The organism is Pseudomonas sp. AB39(2026), from assembly GCF_059831485.1.
In genome coordinates, this window is the sequence record NZ_CP195212.1 from 1605868 (window position 1) to 1624513 (window position 18646).

The 18646-nt window shown below is 57.1% G+C and carries 14 protein-coding genes and 3 pseudogenes; 9 read left to right on the plus strand and 8 right to left on the minus strand.

Annotation, left to right across the window (positions count from 1 at the left end; all coding sequences use genetic code 11):
- The first annotated feature begins 9 nt into the window (after positions 1 to 9).
- Positions 10 to 453 carry an LTXXQ domain protein gene (locus tag ACSAMW_RS07075; RefSeq protein ID WP_500593309.1) on the plus strand — a complete coding sequence of 148 codons (444 nt, stop codon included), beginning with the start codon at positions 10 to 12 and terminating at the stop codon, positions 451 to 453.
- Between the two features lie 79 nt (positions 454 to 532).
- Positions 533 to 1867 (plus strand): sensor histidine kinase, encoded by a 1335-nt coding sequence (locus ACSAMW_RS07080; protein WP_500593310.1) that lies wholly within the window; start codon positions 533 to 535, stop codon positions 1865 to 1867.
- A gap of 8 nt (positions 1868 to 1875) precedes the next feature.
- Here the strand turns inward: ACSAMW_RS07080 and ACSAMW_RS07085 are convergent, their stop codons facing one another.
- The gene (locus tag ACSAMW_RS07085) at positions 1876 to 2448 is read right to left on the minus strand and encodes an NAD(P)H nitroreductase (RefSeq protein ID WP_500593311.1); all 573 of its coding nucleotides are present in this window, start codon (positions 2446 to 2448) and stop codon (positions 1876 to 1878) included.
- A 95-nt stretch (positions 2449 to 2543) separates the two neighbouring features.
- On the opposite strand from ACSAMW_RS07085, the gene ACSAMW_RS07090 reads away from it, so the two are divergent.
- Both ACSAMW_RS07090 and ACSAMW_RS07095 read left to right on the plus strand, forming a co-directional pair.
- Complete coding sequence (locus ACSAMW_RS07090; protein WP_500593312.1) at positions 2544 to 3998, plus strand: TrkH family potassium uptake protein; 1455 nt, start codon at positions 2544 to 2546, stop codon at positions 3996 to 3998.
- A 60-nt stretch (positions 3999 to 4058) separates the two neighbouring features.
- Positions 4059 to 4370 carry an Mpo1-like protein gene (locus tag ACSAMW_RS07095; RefSeq protein ID WP_500593313.1) on the plus strand — a complete coding sequence of 104 codons (312 nt, stop codon included), beginning with the start codon at positions 4059 to 4061 and terminating at the stop codon, positions 4368 to 4370.
- On the opposite strand, the gene ACSAMW_RS07100 is transcribed toward ACSAMW_RS07095, so the two are convergent.
- From ACSAMW_RS07100 to recQ, 3 genes are all read right to left on the minus strand, one after another.
- On the minus strand, positions 4367 to 6577 hold the full coding sequence (locus ACSAMW_RS07100) for a type IV pilus assembly protein FimV (protein ID WP_500593314.1): 2211 nt from the start codon (positions 6575 to 6577) through the stop codon (positions 4367 to 4369). The genes ACSAMW_RS07095 and ACSAMW_RS07100 overlap by 4 nt on opposite strands.
- Positions 6578 to 6659: 82 nt before the next feature.
- Positions 6660 to 7097, minus strand: coding sequence for a MarR family transcriptional regulator (locus ACSAMW_RS07105; protein WP_168085761.1), 438 nt, complete (start codon positions 7095 to 7097; stop codon positions 6660 to 6662).
- A gap of 124 nt (positions 7098 to 7221) precedes the next feature.
- Positions 7222 to 9357 (minus strand): DNA helicase RecQ, encoded by a 2136-nt coding sequence (gene recQ / locus ACSAMW_RS07110; protein ID WP_500593315.1) that lies wholly within the window; start codon positions 9355 to 9357, stop codon positions 7222 to 7224.
- Between the two features lie 163 nt (positions 9358 to 9520).
- Here recQ and ACSAMW_RS07115 point away from each other — a divergent pair, with 163 nt between their 5' ends.
- Entirely contained in the window at positions 9521 to 10108 is a 588-nt protein-coding gene (locus tag ACSAMW_RS07115) for a UPF0149 family protein (RefSeq protein ID WP_500593316.1), read from the plus strand.
- A gap of 298 nt (positions 10109 to 10406) precedes the next feature.
- Here the strand turns inward: ACSAMW_RS07115 and ACSAMW_RS07120 are convergent.
- Positions 10407 to 10577 (minus strand): annotated as a pseudogene (locus ACSAMW_RS07120) (transposase); the annotation flags it as partial.
- A 389-nt stretch (positions 10578 to 10966) separates the two neighbouring features.
- A complete protein-coding gene (locus tag ACSAMW_RS07125; RefSeq protein WP_500593317.1) occupies positions 10967 to 12298 on the minus strand; it encodes a hypothetical protein in 1332 nt (443 codons plus the stop codon).
- A 634-nt stretch (positions 12299 to 12932) separates the two neighbouring features.
- Between ACSAMW_RS07125 and ACSAMW_RS07130 the strand changes: the two genes are divergently transcribed.
- Together ACSAMW_RS07130 and ACSAMW_RS07135 are read left to right on the plus strand one after the other, a co-directional pair.
- Positions 12933 to 13112 (plus strand): hypothetical protein, encoded by a 180-nt coding sequence (locus ACSAMW_RS07130; protein ID WP_500593318.1) that lies wholly within the window; start codon positions 12933 to 12935, stop codon positions 13110 to 13112.
- A 254-nt stretch (positions 13113 to 13366) separates the two neighbouring features.
- Positions 13367 to 14311, plus strand: coding sequence for a hypothetical protein (locus ACSAMW_RS07135; RefSeq protein WP_500593319.1), 945 nt, complete (start codon positions 13367 to 13369; stop codon positions 14309 to 14311).
- Positions 14312 to 15075: 764 nt separating this feature from the next.
- On the opposite strand, the gene ACSAMW_RS07140 is transcribed toward ACSAMW_RS07135, so the two are convergent.
- Complete coding sequence (locus ACSAMW_RS07140; protein ID WP_500593320.1) at positions 15076 to 16029, minus strand: hypothetical protein; 954 nt, start codon at positions 16027 to 16029, stop codon at positions 15076 to 15078.
- A 301-nt stretch (positions 16030 to 16330) separates the two neighbouring features.
- Between ACSAMW_RS07140 and ACSAMW_RS07145 the strand changes: the two are divergent.
- Positions 16331 to 16634 (plus strand): annotated as a pseudogene (locus tag ACSAMW_RS07145) (transposase zinc-binding domain-containing protein); the annotation flags it as partial.
- A gap of 91 nt (positions 16635 to 16725) precedes the next feature.
- Positions 16726 to 17023 (plus strand): annotated as a pseudogene (locus tag ACSAMW_RS07150) (IS3 family transposase); the annotation flags it as partial.
- 193 nt (positions 17024 to 17216) lie between these two features.
- On the opposite strand, the gene ACSAMW_RS07155 reads toward ACSAMW_RS07150, so the two are convergent.
- Positions 17217 to 18419, minus strand: a complete 1203-nt coding sequence (locus ACSAMW_RS07155) for a hypothetical protein (RefSeq protein WP_500593321.1) — start codon at positions 18417 to 18419, stop codon at positions 17217 to 17219.
- Positions 18420 to 18646: the final 227 nt, after the last annotated feature.

Below are 18646 nucleotides of genomic sequence, written 5' to 3' on the forward strand. Positions count from 1 at the left end.
AGCTACACCATGCGCAAGACACTGACCGCCCTGCTGTTCGCAGCCACCCTGCCCACCCTGGCCATGGCCGCCCCTGAAGGCCCACTGCCAGGCCCTGAAGATGGCCCGCGTGAAGGCCCAATGATGATGCATCACCGTGGCCCAGGCCCGCTCGAACGCCTGGACCTGACCCGTGACCAACGCGACCAGGTACGGCAACTGATGGACGAGCAGATGCAGCACCGCCGCGAAATCACTGACACGTACCTGGACAAGCTGTCGGCCAGTGATAAAAAGGCCATGCAGGACGCAATCGCCACCAATGAAACCAAAACGCGCACCAGCATCCGCGCCCTGCTCAAGCCTGAACAGCAGAAAACCTTCGACGACCTGAACAAGGTGCAAGACCAGCGCCGCGCCGAGTGGGCCGAGTTCCAGGCCTGGAAAGCACAGAAAGCCCAGAAAACCCAGTAACACCAAGTTCCGCCAGACCCGGCCACTGTGCCGGGTTCTGTCTTTTCCGGGCGTGTATCAACACACATGAGGTCCCCCCTTGCGTTCACTGTTCTGGCGAATCCTGGCGAGTTTCTGGCTGGCAATCACGTTGGTGGCCGGCTTGTCTGTGCTGATGGGGCATATACTGAACCAGGATGCCTGGATTCTCAGCCGGCACCCGGCCCTCAAGCATTTTTCTCAGACGTGGACCAAGCGCTACGAAGCCCAAGGCGCCGACGCCGCCGAGCAACTGCTAGAGGACCACAAACGCGAGTTTCATGTGGACACCCAGGTGCTGAACGAGGCTGGAGAGGCTGTGGTGCCTGGCACCTTCCCCCGCCGTGCCCAAGACTTCGAGGCCCGTCAGAGCCACGATGACCGGCAACTGCCCTGGCGGCGGCTTACCACGGAGTACACCAGCCCTACCACAGGCGATACCTACCTTTTCATCTACCGGATACCCCATCCGGAATTGGATGCCTGGCACCGGGACAGCCTGTTCTGGCCCATTGGGGCTCTGGGTATAGCGCTGGTGGTGCTTACCGTATTCAGCCTGCTGGTGACACTGTCCATCACCCGCCCCCTGCAGCGCCTGCGTGGTGCTGTCCATGACCTGGGCCAGGCGACCTACCAGCAGCATACCCTGGCGCAATTGGCCGGGCGGCATGATGAATTCGGCGTGCTGGCCAATGACTTCAATCGCATGGGCGCACGCTTGCAAAGCCTGATCAACAGTCAGCGTCAGTTGCTGCGGGATGTGTCCCATGAGCTGCGCTCCCCGCTGGCGCGCCTGCGTATCGCCCTGGCCCTGGCCGAGCGCGCCGACCCTGCAGAGCGTGAGCGCCTCTGGCCGCGGCTGACCCGCGAGTGCGACCGCCTGGAAGCGCTGATCAGCGAAATTCTGGTGTTGGCCAGGGTGGACGCCGAGCAGACCAGCGCAGAGCAGGTTGCACTGGAGCCACTGGTAGCAGGCCTTGTTCATGACGCTCAGGTCAGTTCGCCGGAGCAATCCATCACCTTGGCCATTGCGCCTGGGCTGACCCTGCGCAGCTGGCCCATCCTGCTGGAACGTGCCATCGACAACCTGGTGCGCAATGCCGTGCGCTTCAACCCGGCCGGTGAGCCTATCGAAGTCAGCGCTGCAGTAAGCGGGAGCGAAGTGGTTATCACAGTGCGTGACCATGGCCCAGGGTGCCCGCCAGAACATCTGGAGCAATTAGGGGAACCGTTCTACCGTGCACCAGGCCAACCTGCGCCCGGCCATGGCCTAGGCCTGGCTATCGCCCGCCGCGCTGCCGAGCGCCAGGGTGGCCGGCTTGTGCTCGGCAACCACGACGCCGGCGGCTTTGTGGCACGCCTTGAATTACCCTTGGTACCGCCCTCGGCGGCGTGACTAGCCGCTTATTGGGGGCTGGCAGGGCCAGGCCACGACGCCACGAACCCTTGGGCTGAGCTACGGCTGGCTGGCCGTATGTCATGGGCGGGAGTACCCAGGTAGATGAAACCGATGATCTGTTCATGCTCGGCCAGCCCCAGGCCTGCGGCAACAGACGGCGCAAAGGACAGCTCACCGCTGCGCCACATGGCGCCGAGGCCTTGGGCATAAGCCGCCAATAGCAGGCCATGCACAGCGCACCCGGCAGTGAGCACCTGCTCGGAAGCCGGCACCTTGGGGTGAGGCTGTACGACGGCAACGGCCACCACCACCAAGGGCGCGCGCAAGGGCCCCTTGCGAGCTTTTTCGATGGCAGCCTCATTGGCGACGTCCTTGGCCGCTGCGGCCTGTGCAAGCAGCTCACCCAGAGCATAACGGGCATCACCTTCCACCGTAAGGAAACGCCAGGGGCGCAACTGGCCATGGTCCGGTGCCCGCATGGCCGCCTCGAACATAAGTTCACGCTGCGCAGCGCTGGGTGCGGGGTCGATAAGGCGGCTGACAGAGACACGCTCAAGCAGGGCTTGAAGAGCTTGCATGGGGCACTCCTGTAGGTAACGGTAAACCAGTCTACCGTTTACACCACACTGCTCGCAGGTAAAATATCCGGCCCTTTTCCCCCAGCGTGCGCTTAATGTCACTGTCGACCCTTCGCGTTATCGGCTTCATCATTGGCATCTTTCTGCTCACGCTGGCGGTCGCCATGGTCATTCCCATGCTCACCCTGGTGCTGGCCGACCGTACCGAAGACCTGCACAGCTTTCTGTGGGCCAGCCTGTTGACCTTCTTGTGCGGCCTGGCGCTGGTGATCCGAGGCCGCCCTGATCAAAGCAACCTGCGCCCACGCGACATGTACTTACTGACCGTCAGCAGTTGGGTACTGGTAGCCGTCTTCGCCGCGCTACCCTTTCATTTCACTACCCACATCAGCTACACCGATGCCTTCTTTGAAAGCATGTCGGGCATCACCGCCACGGGGTCAACGGTGCTGAGCGGGCTGGACACCCTGTCGCCAGGGATTCTGATGTGGCGCTCGCTTTTGCATTGGCTCGGCGGCATCGGCTTTATCGCCATGGCCGTGGCCATCCTGCCACTGCTGCGCATTGGCGGTATGCGTCTGTTCCAGACCGAGTCCTCGGACCGCTCGGAAAAACTGATGCCCCGTTCTCATATGGTGGCCAAGTCCATTGTGTTGGTATACGTAGGTATCACTGTGCTGGGTACGCTCGGGTTGTGGGCGGCGGGGATGGGCCTGTTCGACGCCGTCAACCATGCCATGTCGGCCATTTCCACCGGTGGGTTCTCCACCTCCGATCAATCCCTGGCCAAGTGGCAGCAGCCTGCTGTGCACTGGGTGGCGATCGTGTTGATGATCCTGGGTAGCCTGCCCTTCACCCTGTATGTGGCCACCGTGCGCGGCAATTACCTGGCACTGGTACGGGATGCGCAGGTGCAAGGCTTTTTGTCGCTGCTGTTGGCGTGCTGGCTGGTGCTTGGCGCCTGGTACTGGTACGCCACCGGCCTGCCTTGGTACGACGCCTTGCGCCATGTAGCATTCAATGTCACATCGGTGGTAACCACCACAGGGTTTGCATTGGGGGACTACAGCCTGTGGGGCAACTTCGCGCTCATGTTCTTCTTCTACCTAGGCTTCATTGGCGGGTGCTCGGGCTCTACGGCAGGTGGTATCAAGATTTTCCGGTTCCAGGTCGCCTACATTTTGCTCAAGGCCAGCCTGAACCAACTGATTCACCCGCGCGCTGTCATCAGCCAGCGTTACAACCGCCACCGGCTGGACGAAGATATCGTGCGGTCGATCCTGACGTTTTCCTTCTTCTTCGGCGCAACCATCGGGTTGATTGCCTTGGCGCTGGGCCTGCTGGGCCTGGACTGGATGACCGCCCTGACTGGCGCCGCCAGTACCGTGTCGGGTGTGGGCCCTGGGTTGGGAGACACCATCGGGCCAGCAGGCAATTTTGCCCCGCTGCCTGATACCGCCAAGTGGCTGCTGTCGTTTGGCATGTTGCTGGGGCGCCTGGAGATCATCACCGTGCTGGTACTGTGCATGCCCGCGTTCTGGCGGCATTGAGCACTGCCTTGGCATTGGCTATGCTCCGTGCAGCACACAGGAGCAACAGCGAGAAGCCTTATGCGCAATGCCAGCGATTTCGCCAGTTTTTCCGAGTTCTACCCTCACTACCTGGCCGAACACAGCAATGCCACCAGCCGGCGCCTGCACTTTGTAGGCACTAGCCTTGCCATTGTGTTTGTAACGTACGCGTTCGCGACCCTTAACCCCTGGCTGCTGCTAGCGGTGCCCGTGGTCGGCTATGGGTTCGCTTGGGTGGGGCACTTCTTTTTCGAACGCAACCGCCCCGCCACCTTCAAGCACCCGTTGTACAGCCTGATGGGCGACTTTGCCATGTTCCGCGACCTGATCACTGGAAAGCTCGCTTTCTAGATAGTATCCAGCAATGCCCGTGCAGCCACCCGCGCCGCCTCGTCACCCTCTTGCAACACCTCATGCAGCAGCCAGCTGGCCTCCTGAGGCTGGCCCTGGGCGATAAGGGCGCGCGCCTGGTCCAGGCGATCTGCACCCAATGCCTGGCTCTCGATGGCATCGAAGTCGATACTCAACTCGTCCAGGTCCGGCAGGTCGTCTATCTGAAGGTCATGCTCGCTCAACGCTGGCAGGTCCGACGGCTCATCCGCGAAACGTTCGAGAAACGCGGCATCGAGGCCGTCGTCTACGCTGCCCGCCGGGGCCAGAGGGTCCTCAGCAAAATCACTGAGAAACTCCTCTTCCGGTAACTCCATCACCTCAGGCAGCTCACGCAGGTTGGAGAAGAACAGGCTTTCATCCATAGCAGGCGTATCAGCCACGGGAGGCTGAGCACGGACTGCCGCAGGGGTAGGCTCGAACGGGTCCATGGAAGACCAGTCTGCATCCATGGCAAGGTCTTCCAGGTTTAGCTGAAACTCGTTGTCCTGCCCCTCTACAGGCTTTGACTCGGGCCGGGTGGCCTCGATTGGGCCGTCCAGGTCGCCAAGGGCATCGAAGTCAATGTCCAAGTCGGATGCAGAGGCCTGCGCCGGCAATGCATCCACTGTCTCGGCCTCAAAAAGCGGAATGTCTTCGGCTACGTCCTGAGCGGGAGGCTCGGATCGGCGATCAGCTAGGGCGTTGGCAACCAGCGCGCCGCCTGCCGCGCCCGCTGCCAATGCCACGGCGGCGGAAGCCAGTTTCGGGAAACGGGAACGGGTTTGGTCCAGCACCGCATCCTGCTCTCCACTGGCCCGAAGCGCGGCCTCTTCCTCTGCGTAGGCATGGGCATTGCCTTGCAATCCCAGCACTTCCAGTATGCGCAGGCGCAGGTCACGCCGCTCCGGCTGGCGCTGCAGCCCCTCGCGCAGCACACCCAACGCCTCGTTGAAACGGCCATAAGCGATGTAGATACTGGCGGCGTCCAGCGCATCGGTGGTGGGCGGCTGCTCCCGACGCGCCACAGCAGGCGGAGCAGACGGCCTGTCGGCAACAGGTTCCAGGGGCGCGGCGGTACTGGCTGCAACCGTTGCGGGTAACACTGGCGCCTCAATCACCGGGGTGCGCTGCCGGCGCCGTTGCAGCCACCAGGCAACGATCAGCAGCAGCAAGGCCAGCAGTGCGCCGAGCTGAAGCAGCCAGGTAAGGTCGTCCGTTTGGGGCGCAACCACCATCGGTGCAGGCGTTACAGCTTGCGTGTTGGGAGGCGAGGTATTGGCGGTAGTGACCGCAGCAGGCGTAGTGACAGAAGCCGCTGCGGGCGCGGGCGCGGGCGCTTCAGTCACCGGGTTGGCTGGGGCAGAGGCTGGAGGCAGGGCTTGTGCTGTACTGGCTGCCGCCGGGGCAGACGACGCTGCACGTGCTGCCGCGATGGCTTGCGCCTCGGCCAGCCGAGATTGCAATTCGGCCAGCTGCTGGTCTTTGCTCTTGCGGTCTTCTTCAAGCCCTTGAAGCTGGGTTTCCAGGTCGTCTACCGATTGTTGCAACTGTTTGTTCTGGGCCGCCGTCGCCGTGAGCTGCTCCCCCGCAGAGGCCGCGTCAGGCGAGCGATCACCGCTGCTGGACGCCTTGCGCGCTGCAGCAGGGGGCACCGCCGGCGCCGAGGCCTGGGTTGGCATGGGCGCAACAGAAGACACAGGCTCGGGACGTGCATTGGTAGGCACCAGGGGCGGCGCCAGGGCCACCGTGCCGGGCGGGTCCAGTAGCACGGTATACGTTCGCAGCAATTGGCCGCTGGGTTGGGTGACCTGAACAATGAAGCTCAGGTAAGGCTCCACTACCACTTTGCTGGACGTGACGTGAATGACCTTGTGCCCGTTGCGAAACAGCGGGGTGAACCGCAGGTCTGTCAACAGAAAGGTGCGCTCGATACCTGCGCGGGCAAATTCTTCTGGCGTGCCGAGGCTGACGGAAATGTCACCCTCGTCCAGCCCCTGGGTATCGGACAGCAGGATGTCTGCATTGAACGGCTGGTTCAAGGCCGAGTGAAGGCTGATTTCACCCAGGCCCAGTGCGCTCGCCAGCCCGGACCACGCCAGCGCGCACCCGCCTAGCAGTGAGTAGAGCGCCAGGCGGTTGGCCGAACAGGGCGCGGATCGAGTAACAGGGGTAAAACGCTTGCGCATGAGCATCCCTTGGGAACGACTTCCACAGCCTTCCTTATAGCCTGAGGCCAGCGAAACTCAAAGCCCGACGGCAGTGCCGCCCTCAGGAACGTTTTTCAAGATTATCCAGTACCCGGGCATGAACGGCCATGGCGGTGGCCAGATCCTGTTCGCTGATCCCCGTAAACAGTTCAGCCCTGAGTGCATTGGCAATGGTTTCGATCTGCTTGATCAAGGGCAATGCAGACTCGCTCAGGCTGATCTGCTTGGCCCTGCGATCTTCGACCACGGCCTGACGTCGAACCAGCCCCTGAGCCTCTAGGCTGTCGAGCAACCGTGCCAGGGTGGGCCCTTCCACCCCTACGCTGGTAGCGAGTTCGCGCTGTGTGGGGGAGGTGTCGAAGCGGGCCAGGTGCAGCAACACAAGCCAACGGGCTTGCGACAACCCAAGGCCGGCCAGCCGGCGATCGAGCTCGCCACGCCATCCTCGGGACAGCTGCGCCAACTGCATGCCAAATCGGTGTTGGTCAGTCAAAGACATAAGTGACTCATAACGAAAACACAATTATTAGCGAGCTAAGCATGGCCGATAGGCCTTGGCAAGCACCGACCCCAGTCAAATCCATCCTGAACGTTTCTGCCTCGCCCGTTGAATGAAGGCGCACTTATAACTCGAACTCCGACTGCAGGGCGGCACGTACGCAGTACAGCACACCCTCCGGTACGCGCCCTTGGAAATGGGGAGCGATTTCACTAACTGCAGGCAACTCGCCTTCCCCGTCCAGAAAGGCGTCCTGGACTTCACTCAGTAACGCTTCGGGCAAGTCCAGCGCTTGCTCTAGTGACAACTGCTGGGCCGTAATCGCCTCGGCCAGCAGGGCATAGACATTCTTCTCTGTGCATTTGAGCTGCCCAGCAATCTGCGCAGGCGTCATACCTGCACGGGCCAGGCTCACCAGTTCATGGCGTATGTCCATTGCAGGTTCTGGGGCGGATGCGCTTGCGCCGCCAGCCAATACGTCCAAGAAGGCTGCGCCGTAGCGTTCGAGTTTGCGTGCGCCTACACCGCTGACACGGCCCATGTCCGCAAGGGTGGTGGGCTGGCTGCGCAGCATTTCCAACAGGGTTGAATCCGGGAAGATGACATAGGGCGGTACACCGTGCTCTTCGGCCAGGCGCCGGCGCAAGGCACGCAAGGCCTCCCATTGTTCGCGCTCTTCGCCACGGACCAGTTGGCTGGCAGGGCTGCCGCCGCTGGTACGGGTAGCCGCTTGAGGTTTAAGCTCCTTGCGCAGTTCAAGGGTCACTTCGCCACGCAGCAGCGGCCGGCAGGCATCGGTGAGGCGCAGGCCGCCAAAGCCTTCAAGGTCCATATCAGCCAGGCCACGCGCCACCAGTTGGCGGTAAAGCGAGCGCCACTCACTCTCGGAGCGACCCTTGCCTACGCCGAACACCGCCAGGCGTTCATGACCGGCGTTTCGCACTTTCTCGTTGTCGCGGCCCAATAGCACGTCTACCAAGTACCCTACCCCATAGCGCTGGCCGGTACGGAAGATCGCGGACAGCGCCTGCCGGGCCGGCTCCGTCGCGTCCCAGGTCTGCACACCGTCCACGCAATTGTCGCAATGGCCACAGGGCTGGGGCAGGTCTTCGTCGAAATAGGCAAGCAGGGCCTGGCGGCGGCAGCGGGTTTCCTCACACAACGCCAGCATGGCATCAAGCTTGTGTTGCTCTACTCGCTTATGACGTTCATCGCCCTCGGAGTTCTGCATCATCTGCTTGAGCATCAGCACGTCTTGCAGGCCATAGGCCATCCAGGCATCGGCGGGCAAGCCGTCGCGGCCACCGCGGCCCGTTTCCTGGTAATAGGCCTCCAGGGACTTGGGCAAATCCAGGTGAGCCACGAACCGGACGTTAGGCTTGTCGATACCCATGCCGAACGCGATGGTGGCGACCATGATCAGCCCTTCTTCGTTGAGAAAGCGCTTCTGGTTGGCGGCGCGCGTCTCGGACGGCAAACCTGCATGATAGGGCAAGGCTGGAAAGCCCTGCTCAACGAGCTGCGCCGCCACCTCGTCCACCTTCTTTCGTGAAAGGCAGTAGACGATACCCGCATCCCCTTTGTGATCGCCGAGGAACGCCAGCAACTGCTTGCGCGGCTGCTCCTTGGGCACGATCCGGTAAAAAATGTTGGGGCGGTCGAAACTGGACAGGAAACGCTCGGCGTCATGCAGCTCTAGGCGATTGACGATTTCTTCTCGGGTACGCTTGTCTGCCGTGGCCGTGAGGGCAATGCGGGGTACATCGGGGAAGAGGTGGGCCAACTGGCCCAGCTGAAGGTATTCAGGGCGGAAGTCGTGCCCCCATTGTGAAACGCAGTGGGCCTCATCGATGGCGAACAGCGCGACGTTCAATTGCTGGAGAAAGCTGAGCATACGCGGCTGTACCAGCCGCTCGGGCGCCAAGTACAGCAATTTGATTTCACCCTGGCGCAAGCGCACCGCCAGCTCCCGTTGCTGGTCGTTGTCCAGGGTTGAGTTCAATGCAGCGGCGGGCACGCCCAATTCATCCAGGGTGGCGACTTGGTCGTCCATCAGGGCAATCAAGGGCGAGACCACAATGGTCAGGCCGTCGCGCAACAACGCTGGCACCTGAAAACACAGGGACTTGCCGCCCCCGGTAGGCATGAGGACCAACGCATCGCCACCACGGGCGACGCGCTCGATAATCGCGCCCTGGCGCCCTCGGAAGCTGTCGTAGCCGAAAACGTCCTTGAGAACACGTTGTGCCTGTTCGAGCATGCATCACTCCAGAAATCGCGGAAACAGCCGCCCGCGGGTCGCAAAAATGTCGGGCAGTATACCAAACCCCCAGTGCCCAGCGCTTTTCCCTGGCCGGTGGTGGCGCTCACCCCGGTTCAGCGCCTAGAATTGCGCATAGTCATTTATCCCAAGGTAGCCCTACATGTCTTTCGCCGAGCAACTTACCCGCCTGCAAGTGTTTCTGGATGCTGACGAGCTCCATGAAGAGGCGCTGGACTACGTCGCGGCGCAGGGCTATCTGACCGCGCTGTCCATGCTGACCAAACCGGTACCGGAGCGCGAGTGGATCGACGCGTTGTTTGCCGAGGAGCCCCAGTACGCCGATGCTGCCGAACGCGAGGCCATCGAGGGCACGCTGGTGCAACTGCAGGCGCACATTGCCCGCCAGCTGGCCAGCGATGAAGAATTCGAGCTGCCGTGCGACCTGGACCTGGGTGAAGACCCGGATGACTCTGAGCTGCGTGGCTGGTGCATCGGCTTTATGGAAGGCGTATTTCTGCGCGAGGAAGCCTGGTTCGAGACGGCGGAAGACGAAGTGAGCGAAATGCTGCTTCCGATCATGGTGGGTTCAGGGTTGTTCGATGAGCAGCCGGAATTTGCCGACATCGCTAGCGACGCCGACCTGCAACAGGACATGGTGGTACAGATCCCTGAGGCCCTCACTGCCCTCTTCCTTCTGCACCAGGCGCCGGATGAGAAGCCTGCGCTGTTGAAGCCGCGTACGCACTGACCTGACTCGCTCCAGCCAGGTACCGCAGAGTAAGCGGTACCGTAGGCGCTAGGTTGTGCCTGCACTTGGTTGGAAGGGTTGGTGGGACGTGGAGGATCGGCTATTACGAAGGCAATATTGCTCCACTGAGCTAAGCGTTGAGGCCACCTAGGGACAATGCGTTAGGCCATACGCGACACCCTTGGTAGTGCGAACTCCGGGGGTTGCCCTTGAGCGGTTTTGACTTGCTACTGGTGACACCATGTCATTTACGCTCCTCAGCCCCCTTGCGTCCTCTACCATTCCCCTCTCGGTGTGTGTGATGCGCCAGACGGCTTCCTGAAATCGGCGGTTTCTTCAGGTAGCGGCCCAAGTAATTCACCGTCTTTCGCCCGTTTTCCGTCTTCTTCGACAGATAAATGTGCCAGTGCTGGCCGCCCGCGGTGCGCACCAAGTGTCGCCAGTCACTTTCACAGGTGATATGCGCCAGCAGGTGTTGCACAGGTATTTGACGTGGGGAAAGCGGTCGCTGCCGCAGGTGTACTGCTTCAGTCCCAGGATCAAGGTGCCACAGGCCAGCATCTTGCTCACCGACTCCCCTTCGATCACGCGCAGACCGCCGGCCTCCAGCAAATCTGCCTATCAGCCATTGGCTGTGAACAGGCTTTTCAAAAGGTGGGGCTTGAAACTTGCGCGCATGGGCATGTTAAGCAATAGGCGCTATATGTTTTCTGCTTCGGTAACTTTGATCTTATCAATCGCTCGGGCTTCACTTTACTCCTGCCTTAGCCTTGTTGAGGTTCAAGTAGTGCGGCTTCATCGGCTTGCGCCATCGAATCTCGAAGGGAGCGTGCCCCGGCGTAGCTGCACCGGAATTGCTCATACGCCCCCAGCGGTATTTGCACTGGCTGCATTCATTCTCTTTCTTTCATTTTCATGTGACACTATATTTTTAAGTTGAGACGTAGTTAGATCCGAAAATTGCATAGCTATGTGCAGGTATGAATAACCCTGTTCACGTAACGCGGTTACCTGATCTTTAACGTCTTGGCTTATCTTCGTGCGTTTACGCCGTGCTGTATCCTGCGCAAGGTCAGCTGGAATGGTTTCACCTGCCGGTGCACTTATCGGCAAGGGGACGGGCCTATGTCTGACAAGGCTACCCGCATGCGCAAAGATCGGCCCTTGTTGGGGTGGCATATCAGCTGCGTGTCTATCTAAAGCATCATCCCGTTCAGTACGCTGGTTATCAAATAGAACCTGGGCCTGCAGTAACGCGTTTTTACGCGCGGCATCATGCACAGGTGCTTCGGGCCTCTGAGCCTGTTGTGCTTTGGCGGCACGCAGATCAGCAGCTATCCTGGACCATGGTTGCCCAAGTAAGTGCCTTTGAGCTATTTGGTTAACAGTATGTTGACGGTTTCTCTCAGGCGTTTGCGGTTGGCTAGGGGCGATGGAGCCAGCGTTAACCGCCTGTGACGCTAAGTCATGCTGTGGAATCGGCTCAGCCATAGGGCCTTTAGCAGTGACAGCGGCGGTGGTTGTGTTGGTTTGCAGGGAGGGAACGTGGCGTCCATCGCTGCCTGAAAAGGCCTGCGAATTACGGCGTTTTGTGCCTTTGCTAATGCCTGGATTACTCACGTACAACGACAGGTTGGTGGGCTGACTGGAGTGCTCTCCAGGTACCTGTAACTCAGTAGGCACCGCGGTAATGGCACCCTTTGGCTGCTCCTCTCGAGGTTTGTGCGTTTGCAGGGCAGGAGGCTCGAAATAGGCCTTGCAATAACTGTGGCTACCCTTTTCGCCACTGATCACTATAGCGGCTAAAGTACGCGACGGGGTCAGCGCGCAGGTGACCATCATCCGCTCAGGAAGGTTAAGATTTTGGGGCAAATGCGTCGACGTCAAGTAATCCGTTGCACCTATAAGGTAGGAGTAGAGGCCGTTCTTATCTGGGGCCTCTGCCAGGGGGTCTTTCGGCATGTCTGCATGAAGTGCAGCGTGCAGGAGCACCGCTTCGGTTTCAGAGAGTGACGACATGACCTTACCGATGTGGTAGTCAGCATCTCCGACCCGTAAGTGAGTGGCTAAAGAAGACAGCAGGCCCTGCGTCGACGATGTTACCTGCGTAACCGCTTCAGCCGGGTGCTTGCCCCCTGCCGCTGAGGCTACTTGATGAAGGGGAGAAGAAAGTAAATGTATAGGTGTCATGGCTGCCTTTTCATGTTGAGGGTAACGCATCCGGAATAGGCGGACCGATGCTGTTGGGTGGCTCAACAGCGCTAGTTGGTTCCGTCATACCTAGTACCCGTGGCGCGTTGAACGCAGTCACACGTGTCAGCCCTGCAGCGCCCTACCTTGATGGCAGGAACCAGGCAGGCGATCGACTTCTTCAATACTCAACACAAACCCATAGGCGCGTTCAGCCACTCGTCCAGTGGCGTGCGGGTAGGCGCTTGCACGCAGTGAAAGCCCCAGCCTTTCGCACATGAAGCGGATAAGGGCTTACACGAGATTCAGCCCTTCCAACATGGACCTTACCGTGAGAGGCAGCTCGGGGAGCAAATGCATGGAAATCTCCTTCGGATACTCCGTTTAGTGGTGGATAGAGAAAACGAAAAAAACCGTACGCTAAGCGCTCGGTCTGTGAGGTTGAGGCCATAGAGAGTGACGCTGAGGCGTCAAAAAATGCAAAAAGCGGCCCTACCCTGACGCAAAGCGCTTAACCCGCCTGACGCCCGGTTGATGTGTACTCCAATTGGACACAGCCCAGGCGGTGTAAGGGATTGTCTTACTATCACAACGCTTAACGTACGGTTTTTCCGTTTTCTGCAGGCTCACCTTGATGACCAACGCGGCCACCTATGCCGTGGAGCGAGTCTTTCGTGAGGGCTACCGTTACAGCAAGGCTGAGGTGCTGCTGCTGGACCTGCTGCAACCTAATGCGTACACCAAACTAAATTATTTGTTAGCCCGTAGCCTTGCCGCTCTTGTCAATCTGGGGTACACCTCAAACCGGCGTTAGGATTCTCACTGGCACGGCGTCAGATTAAGGCCGCTCTTAGTCGGGCGCGCTTGCCGCCCTATGGGCTGATTACCCGAGGCACCGCCTCCAATGCTCGGCGATGCAGGCGTTCATGCAGTCGGTGAAGGTGCAACAGTTAGGCTGATACGTAAGGGTGGTAAAAGCGAGTTGTTGGTTGCTAACCAAGCACCTCATGGAACCTTCTACAAGTCAGGCCCACTTAGCGAGTCTATTCACTCGTCAGGTGCGGTCTAATGACCTCCATCAATCGATCCAACAGCATTCCCTGCACGCCCTTATCAACGGCCGAAGAGCCTACTACCGCCCTCCTTCAGGCTCCGCGCGCACGTTCGCAATCAGCGCCTCCCCAAACTACACGGCCAGATGCGCCTCCCGCCAGGCCTAGGGCTAATTCGTTCCAGGGGCTCACAGCCGCCCGCCTAATAAACGGCTCGGCCCAGCAAGCTACCCCAGGTAGCGCTCCCCGGTTGTTGACAGGCGCGTGGAAAGATGCCAACGCCGATGTCCTAAACGTTGTAAGCAGCCACTTGCCTACGCAGGATAAACTGGCACTTTCCCGCACTGGCGCTCAGATAAATAACATGCTGCATAGGGATCTGAACAAGGTTCCTGAAGATATACGCAAGGCATGGACGGCTTTTAGCAAAGGTACAAACAACACCCAAGACCTTGAGATATTGCTTGACCACTTGTTCGGACCAAGTGCTAGCGAACCCAATAAGCCGACACCCACCGCCCTGGACAAACAGGCTATTCTTGCCCAATTCAACACGCATATGGACGCACTAAAAAAGCCCGGCTCGCCAAATATAAAACCTCTCCAAAAACTATACGACTCGCTTGAAAATCCGAGCACGCACGATGCTCAGACCACCTTGGATTTAATCGACTGCCTGTTCAAATATGGCTTTGGCAAGCTACCAAAAACGGACCACTTACCCGAAATTTCAAACATAATTAACGCGCTCTTGAAAGTTGCTGAAGAAAACTCTACCCCACAGGCTTTAAAGCATCCGGATCATCAACAGGCCAGGCAGGCTACTATTTATAAGCTTCAGGCTGAAGCTGCGGAATCACTCGAACAAGTTAAGCACCAGAGCGAGTTAACGGTCCGTGACGTTTTGCCTCTACTCCTGGCGTTGAAAAAAATTGAAAAAATCAGCGCTTCGGCCCTTTAGTCGTCACAGCGTGGGCAAGGCTTATTAAACATTAGCCCGCTGGGCCTACAGCTCGGTGGGCCGCAGCCGATAGCGCGACATACCCTCTCATGAGTATCCGCGCATGTTGCTACGTCCGCCATTGCTGATGCGCTCAACCTAGTAAACGTCGTTCTTGATGATGTGAATATGGCGTATCCGGGATTTGATATACGCTTCGAGATCGAGGGTACGTCATGACAAAGAGAATAGGGCAGCGGCCACTGAAGAGTCTGAATAGCTGCGGCCTAACCAGAGCCGCCAGACTATAGTTTGCAAGCCCCCTGTCCGCTTTTGGCCGTTAGCTGCACTGCGCGAACCTGGCAGCCTGCGGCTGCAAATTGATCTATGCCCGCTCCAGGGCGTTTACGTCAGCTGCCTGTTAGCCAGGCATGTGGTAGACATACACCGGCCCAGCGATATTCCACAAGACATTCTCTAAATATCTGGGTTTGATCTTAGGCTTTGCAGTATCGCGCCTAGTTGCTCAAAAGCCGTTCATCCAATGCCTTCATCTCATCCTGCTCCCATTGACGGGATGGAGTACTTGGCCTTGGGTTAGGGCCGCGTTTCGCTCATTAGCAGAACAGCGCGCCAATTCATTTTTGGCTTCACCGTCATAACCTAAGGAATGGACAAGCGCGATAACGTGTAACCCCACCAAAGCAGTTATAGAGCAGGTCATTTCCAATACCATTTGAATGCTTAGCCGAATGGAATAATCTAGACTTGGCATTGGCCTTATTTTATCTATCCATTATGCTGCTGAGCGGCTTATTATCAATACAAGCCAAGCGAACGTCGCTCCAAAATAGGTTGGCGCTTAGCCCGAACTTTTCCTCTCTAGCAAGTAGACTCATATTCACTTGCCCATTTTTGTGATCTTCTAAAAGCCTGTCCATTTTCTCCATATCAAGATTTAAATAGCTGTGATAGCCCCCGACCTGCAGGCCTATATCATTCAGATATTCATCTTTCACACCCTCCCAATCCACTTCCACACCCATCCGACTAGCGATCGCACTAACAGATTGCCAATTTCTTTCTATCGCAACCATTGCCCTATGGTAGTCTCCTCGGGCCGAAAGATTTGAAAAATGACCAGCTTCTTCGGGCTGAACAGGATCCCCCACTACTGCCGAACGCATATTCCCAAGCAGATGTGTAGAGAATTCGTGCACTAGGCGAGTTATGCTCTCGGCCAAGCTTTGACTACCAACCAATGATACTTGCGCCTGCGTTTCTGTATAGGGATTAAGGTTTTTGTCCTCAAAGTTAGGATGTATCACAATAGTTTGTCCATTCACTCCCTCTTCAAGATCTGGATCTTTGAGCAGGTTAACAGCATCGAAGTCGGAATAAACTTCACTACGTATAAGGCTGGCACAGTGCTTTAAAACTTCAAATTCTCCATGATCAAAACTGTCGTCGCAATTTTCGACCTTTAGCGGCACAAGGCTTAATGGCTTATTGAAAGCCGATCTGATTTGTGACATCGCACTTTTAAAATGCATACGTGCTTGGACCAATTCATTATTCAACGCCCAAGATCCAGACGGATTTCGCAGATAGGCAGCTTTGCGAGCAGCCGAGAACTGCTGCTGCAACAGTTCAATTTGGCCATCTGCAGAATGATTAAATGTTGGGTTTGATGAACCATACACAGCAGAGCTTGATGTACTGGGTATTCTGTTGAACATTTAAAACCTTTTTAAAATTTCATTTTTGCATTTAAAATAAACCATCCTATCCAACCGGGCCCAGTATGAATAACGCACGATGCTTGGCACAGGTCAATTCGCTCGGATGTTGGCCATGTTAGTGGCAACAGGGTGAGGCTGGTTCCAATCATGAAAAATTAGTCTAGCAGGCGTGAATCTCACCTCGTTTCTTGATAGATAGGGGCAATGGCCTACTCGAGTAAAAAAATCGGGCTAGAATGCTTGGTATCCCAATAATAAAGACACTAAGCTTTGCAAGATAAAAGGGATTGCGCCATTCATCGTTGATTATCGATGTTGTAACCCTGTAGCACTCAAGCCTCGCCCCCCTCAAAAACCTGTTCACGGCTAAGCGTTGCTGGGCAGGTTTACGTGAGGCCGGCGGTCTGCGCCAGATCGAAATGGAGTCGGTGAGCAAAATGCTCGCCTGCAGTACCTCGAACCTGGGCATGAAGCATTACACCTGCGGCAGTGAGCGCTGCCTGCATGTCAAATACCTGTGCAATATCTGCCACTGCCGGGCCTGTCCGTCGTTTGGCAAAAAGGCCACCGATCAGTGGATCGCTGTCCAAAACAACCGATTGATCTTGCCCACGTCCAGTGGATACCCCGTTAAGCGATACACTGCAACGAGGTGAACCATGGCAAGCCAGGCTAAAACGATGAAGCACACCCGTACTCGTGCATAACGACCGTGGCAGCCAGTATTGCTCGGCGGCCTACCAGCACTTGATCGTCGCCCACCAACTCAGATGCAGCATGCGCCAAGGGCAACTGCTACGACAACGCCTGTGCAGAGAGCTTCTTCCACAGTTTGAAGGTCGAATGCATTCATGGCGAGCGATTCAGCAGTCGTGCTGAAATGCGTGAAGCCGTGTTTGAATACATCGAAATCGACTACAACCGCCAGCGTCGTCATAGTACGCTGGGGCACATCAGCCCGCATGCCTACGAGGCTCGGATGAGTGCTTAAATCCGTGTCCACTGATGCTGGGCAGGATCAGACAAACCCTGGAATTGCAAATGTCACCTGTAAGCGCGGGGCTGTGCTGCTCGCCTATAGCAGGTTTGGGTGATCTAGAGGTTTGTCAGCAATTTGTTATGAATGTTTGGAGGAAAGACCCAGCCTCACGTGCGGGGTAGCTCACCCTTTAATAAATTGGAAGCTAATTAGGGGTATGTACTAAGTGCACTGGCGGGATAGGGCCCTCTTCACCAAAAGGCTTTTTAAAAGGCCCGTAAAACTTGGCCACTGCAAAAGGCGAGTTTGGATTTTGATTTGGGAAATTTTTCAATAGCGTCTTAAGTTTGTCAGGCGAATCACAGCGTGACGCTAGCCAATTGATGTAGCCCCCGTTTTTCACCACACCGCGACCATAGTCTGCTTCTATCAAAAAGCGTGATTGATATTTCTTAACAAAATCTCTTTTTTCAGCCGACAGGCTAGCGAGGCTGATTAAACTTTCAGGCGTATAAGCATCATTCAAGAGGTGCAGATGAGCTGCGACAAAATTCATTCCCATTGGAGACAAGGCCAGGAATTTAGCTTCATGAGTGTTATATACTTCCTCAGTAAATGTCGACCTGATGCGGCTACCATGTTTTTCCAAAATGGCATGTTTTTTAAAGTTGTCAACCTGCTCTTCTATCTTCTTGTCGCTCAGCTTTTCTGCCAGCCACCGCTTTTTATTATCTTCAATGAATTTAGCGACCGGCGACGCGCCCGAACCTATTGACTTTTGCAGCGAATCGCTCGTGACCTCTCTCGTTTGCCGGCTGGAGGCCAACAAGGCCAAATTGGTTTCTTCCTCTTCTCCTTTGAAGTACGCCTCTTCGGCGATGATTTTCTGCAATTCATTGGGCAAATCGATTAGGGTTTTTCTCGGCTCATGGAAACGCCTAAAAATGTGAAGCGACTTTTCTTCGTCGCGCTTTTTCGGCACGGTATAAACTTCTACGCTGTCGACGTATTTGGAGGCTTCACGATTTTTCTTCGCTTTTACGCATACCTCGAACGTCTTATCTTTCCCATTTTTCTTGAGGGTTTTCAAGTACGTATGGCATTGAATTTCCGAACTCCCCTCACCATGCACTTCACTTTTAATATTCTTCAGCTCTTCCGGCTCGAGCGTGAGCAATCGGTTCACCGTGTCATTTTCTTTTTCAGTGATTTTTCTGTTTTTATCATGGGCCGTTGCCGCCATGGGCCCGAGCCTGATGAACGCCCCTCCGTTGAGTAGGAACCTATTAGGCTGCCTGACTCGCGGCATCTCGCCGGTTCCGTTGGGTTGAGAAGGGGGGGACGACTGGCTGACTTCAGGAAGCGAGGTCGATATGGAGTTTATGAATGATTTGAAGGATAGTTTCATAACGTGACGTTCCTGGTCGTGAACGTGTTGGGTGAATTATTACCATTTAAAGGGCCTAGGCTCTTCACGAACGGTCAGCGAACGATGATCGAGCTCAGGCTGGCGGGTGTAGTGCGATAGGGTGAGGATGCTGGGGCTTGCAGGCTTGCCACCACCACTGGTTGGCCGTTATTAACTGGCGCGGTGTAGTTTCGGGCAAAGCTACCTAATGGGAGTGGACTCATCGC

Coding starts and splice junctions, on each gene's coding strand:
- ACSAMW_RS07100 (WP_500593314.1), bottom strand. CDS start 6,577: ATGCGCAAGCGTTTTACCCCTGTTACTCGATCCGCGCCCTGTTCGGCC.
- ACSAMW_RS07140 (WP_500593320.1), bottom strand. CDS start 16,029: ATGTTCAACAGAATACCCAGTACATCAAGCTCTGCTGTGTATGGTTCA.
- ACSAMW_RS07090 (WP_500593312.1), top strand. CDS start 2,544: ATGTCACTGTCGACCCTTCGCGTTATCGGCTTCATCATTGGCATCTTT.
- ACSAMW_RS07115 (WP_500593316.1), top strand. CDS start 9,521: ATGTCTTTCGCCGAGCAACTTACCCGCCTGCAAGTGTTTCTGGATGCT.
- ACSAMW_RS07075 (WP_500593309.1), top strand. CDS start 10: ATGCGCAAGACACTGACCGCCCTGCTGTTCGCAGCCACCCTGCCCACC.
- ACSAMW_RS07155 (WP_500593321.1), bottom strand. CDS start 18,419: ATGAAACTATCCTTCAAATCATTCATAAACTCCATATCGACCTCGCTT.
- ACSAMW_RS07135 (WP_500593319.1), top strand. CDS start 13,367: ATGACCTCCATCAATCGATCCAACAGCATTCCCTGCACGCCCTTATCA.
- ACSAMW_RS07125 (WP_500593317.1), bottom strand. CDS start 12,298: ATGACACCTATACATTTACTTTCTTCTCCCCTTCATCAAGTAGCCTCA.
- recQ (WP_500593315.1), bottom strand. CDS start 9,357: ATGCTCGAACAGGCACAACGTGTTCTCAAGGACGTTTTCGGCTACGAC.
- ACSAMW_RS07105 (WP_168085761.1), bottom strand. CDS start 7,097: ATGTCTTTGACTGACCAACACCGATTTGGCATGCAGTTGGCGCAGCTG.
- ACSAMW_RS07095 (WP_500593313.1), top strand. CDS start 4,059: ATGCGCAATGCCAGCGATTTCGCCAGTTTTTCCGAGTTCTACCCTCAC.
- ACSAMW_RS07085 (WP_500593311.1), bottom strand. CDS start 2,448: ATGCAAGCTCTTCAAGCCCTGCTTGAGCGTGTCTCTGTCAGCCGCCTT.
- ACSAMW_RS07130 (WP_500593318.1), top strand. CDS start 12,933: ATGACCAACGCGGCCACCTATGCCGTGGAGCGAGTCTTTCGTGAGGGC.